Genomic DNA, 1,294 nt, shown 5'->3' on the forward strand with positions numbered 1-1,294 from the left:
CCACGCCCACACCCGACTTTGTTCCATGACTGGTGGGATGGGATTTGTGTATAAGACACAGATCTTGCTGTGACACCGGCTCTACCGGGGGAAGACCCACCGGGCCGGGCCAACGCGGCCCGGCCGTCGACTGCCGGATTCCCCCTGGACCGAACACGTGATGCCGGCCTGCCCGGCCTCCGTCCCGGTCCTCACGTACGCCGACGGCGGCGCCGGAGGCACCACAGTGCCGTACCTGCCGCCGATCGTCGGGGCGCTGGTCGCCGGCTGGTACGCCATCCGCGGCCGCACAGCGCGCAAGTCCGCCGGAGCCGACGCGTGAACCCCGCGCCGGTCCACTCCAACCCACCAGTGATCCAGGCAGTGATGTACAGCACTTCTCCCGCGGACGCACCCCTTGTCCGTGAGCCCCTCCACGCCCCCGTCGCCCACCTGATACGCGGCGGGGTCGTGGAGGGCATCCACTACGGTTCCGTCGTCGTCCTCGGCGCCGACGGCCAGGTCCGGTTCCAGCTCGGCGACATCGAGGCCGCCTTCTACCCGCGTTCGGCCCTCAAGCCCGTCCAGGCCGTGGCCATGCTGCGGGCCGGGCTACCGCTCGACGGCGAGCTGCTGTCGCTGGCGGCCGCGAGCCACTCCGGCGAGGAGCACCACCTCGCCGGCACCCGGCGCATCCTCGACCTGGCCGGCCTCTGCGAGGACGACCTGCGCAACGTGCCCGACATGCCCTACGACCCCGCCGTCCGGGACGCCTGGGTGCGCGAGGGCCGGCTGCCGTCCCGGCTCGCCCAGAACTGCTCCGGCAAGCACGCGGCGATGCTCTGGACCGCGAAGCTCAACGGCTGGTCCCTGGACGACTACCTCGACCCGGCCCACCCCCTCCAGCGGGCGATCGCCGGGACCGTCGAGGACCTCACCGGCCAGAGCGTCGCCCGCGTGACGGTCGACGGCTGCGGCGCCCCGCTGTTCTCAGTCTCCCTGCACGGACTGGCCCGCGCGGTCGCCCGCATCACCACCGCGGCGCCCGGCACTCCCGAGGCCCGGGTGGCCGACGCGATGCGCGAGCACGCCGAGATGGCCTCCGGCTCCGGCCGTGACGTGGCCGCGCTGATGCGGGCCGTGCCCGGCCTGCTGGCCAAGGACGGCTTCGAGGGCGTCCAGGTCGCGGCACTGCCGGACGGCCGCGCCGTCGCCGTGAAGATCGCCGACGGCGCCGATCGCGCCCCCCGCCCCGTGGCCGCCCCCCCCCCCGCCCCCCCCGGGGGGGGCCCCCCCCGCCACACCCGGGTAGCGG

Annotated in this window: 1 protein-coding gene and 1 pseudogene; both read left to right on the forward strand. The window is 74.4% G+C overall.

Features of this window, described 5'->3' with window-relative positions:
* Positions 1-109: 109 nt before the first annotated feature.
* Positions 110-322 (forward strand): annotated as a pseudogene (locus ACFW2E_RS38690) (L-asparagine permease); the annotation flags it as partial.
* A gap of 44 nt (positions 323-366) precedes the next feature.
* Positions 367-1,294, forward strand: a 928-nt coding sequence (locus tag ACFW2E_RS38695) for an asparaginase (RefSeq protein WP_384474290.1), incomplete at its 3' end; no start/stop codon positions are given.

Origin of the sequence: Streptomyces sp. NPDC058964 (assembly GCF_042741275.1) — a bacterium.
In the GTDB taxonomy this organism is placed as follows: domain Bacteria; phylum Actinomycetota; class Actinomycetes; order Streptomycetales; family Streptomycetaceae; genus Streptomyces.